Origin of the sequence: Bacillus sp. JJ634 (genome assembly GCF_036962285.1) — a bacterium.
GTDB classification, from domain to species: domain Bacteria; phylum Bacillota; class Bacilli; order Bacillales; family DSM-1321; genus Peribacillus; species Peribacillus asahii_A.
In genome coordinates, this window is sequence record NZ_JBALMU010000044.1 from 1 (window position 1) to 1,377 (window position 1,377).

A 1,377-nucleotide genomic window follows, 5' to 3' on the forward strand; every position below is an offset into this window, starting at 1 on the left:
TTCTAGCCCAGCCATTTTTGCGGAAGTAGTTCAGTGGTAGAATACAACCTTGCCAAGGTTGGGGTCGCGGGTTCGAATCCCGTCTTCCGCTCCAGAAAGTTGGCGGCATAGCCAAGTGGTAAGGCAGAGGTCTGCAAAACCTTTATCACCGGTTCAAATCCGGTTGCCGCCTCCAACAATGCCGGTGTGGCGGAATTGGCAGACGCGCACGACTCAAAATCGTGTTCCTTCGGGAGTGCCGGTTCGACCCCGGCCACCGGTATCAATAGGTCGAAGAAAAGTTAAGAAAAAAGGATTCTTACAGAAATGTAGGAATCTTTTTTTTTTGTCTGCACACGATTAAGTCCATAAATACGAAAAAGTTGTATCGAAAGCGCGGTAAATTGAAATATTTTTTCGTTTTTGTTTGAGAAATATTTAAGGTGAGAATGGAAAGGGGAGAGTATAAGGGAAGGAAGGGAGTTGCCGACCACGCGTGTTCTGTTAAAGGCTCGTTAACGACGCGCAAAAAGGGGATGAGTAACGATAAGGAAAACGAAATATTAACCTCATTTCGACTTTAGTTATACGGTTTAGTAAGCACAAAAAAAGAACCTTGCACATAAGGCAAGGTCTCAAGCTCGATTATAACAAGTTGGATAGAAGAGATACTTTTCTATACAAAGCATTTACTTCTTTATTCTGATGTTCTCCTATTTCATTTCCTAGTTGTCCTTCCATATCAGTCATTAAATCAGCTAATTTCAGCGCCTTTTGTCTGTCAGAAATATTACTGTGAATGATATATTCATATCTTGCATTGTATTCAGTTAGTGTCATTTTTCCGTCCTCCTATAGTACAAAGTTGTTTAAGCTGTCTTCTATTTCTTCATCAGTAATTCCAATGTACTTTAAAGTAATTTCAGGGTGTGAATGGTTAAGGATTATTTGTAATTTAGCCACGTCTTTACTCTGTTTATAGAACCAGTACCCGAACGTTTTCCGCATGGTATGAGTACCTACACTTTCAATGTCTACCATATCTGCGGCCTTATTAAGCTGTCTATAGGCTTGTATTTTACTTATAGGTTTATCACCTTTACGTGAAGGGAACAGCCATTCACTATCAACAGTATCAATATAAGCTGCTAATTCATTAAATACATTATTAAGCTGTATTGTTCTAGGCTTCTTTGTCTTGCCTTCCTTAATAATAACCTTCATCTTACCTTTAATATCCTTTACCTTTAACGATAATAGATCAGATACACGTAAACCGGTATTAATGCCTAATAGGAACAATATGTAGTCTCTTTCACTGCAATGTCTTTTCAACGACCATTTCATATCATTTAATTTTTCCAATGATCTAATAGGTTGAACGTCAATTAAATGTTC

General features: G+C 38.4%; 2 protein-coding genes and 3 tRNA genes. 3 read left to right on the forward strand and 2 right to left on the reverse strand.

The features are described from left to right. The first annotated feature begins 19 nt into the window (after positions 1-19). The 3 genes from V7068_RS08025 (at position 20) to V7068_RS08035 (ending at position 262) form a co-directional block, all read left to right on the forward strand. A tRNA-Gly gene (locus tag V7068_RS08025) sits at positions 20-94 on the forward strand. A gap of 7 nt (positions 95-101) precedes the next feature. Beyond that, positions 102-175, forward strand: a tRNA-Cys gene (locus tag V7068_RS08030). A 5-nt stretch (positions 176-180) separates the two neighbouring features. Beyond that, positions 181-262 (forward strand) — tRNA-Leu (locus V7068_RS08035). Between the two features lie 362 nt (positions 263-624). Here the strand turns inward: V7068_RS08035 and V7068_RS08040 are convergent. Beyond that, complete coding sequence (locus V7068_RS08040) at positions 625-819, reverse strand: hypothetical protein (RefSeq protein WP_127759101.1); 195 nt, start codon at positions 817-819, stop codon at positions 625-627. A 12-nt stretch (positions 820-831) separates the two neighbouring features. Then, positions 832-1,368 carry a site-specific integrase gene (locus tag V7068_RS08045; protein WP_499712165.1) on the reverse strand — a complete coding sequence of 179 codons (537 nt, stop codon included), beginning with the start codon at positions 1,366-1,368 and terminating at the stop codon, positions 832-834. Between the last annotated feature and the right edge of the window lie 9 nt (positions 1,369-1,377).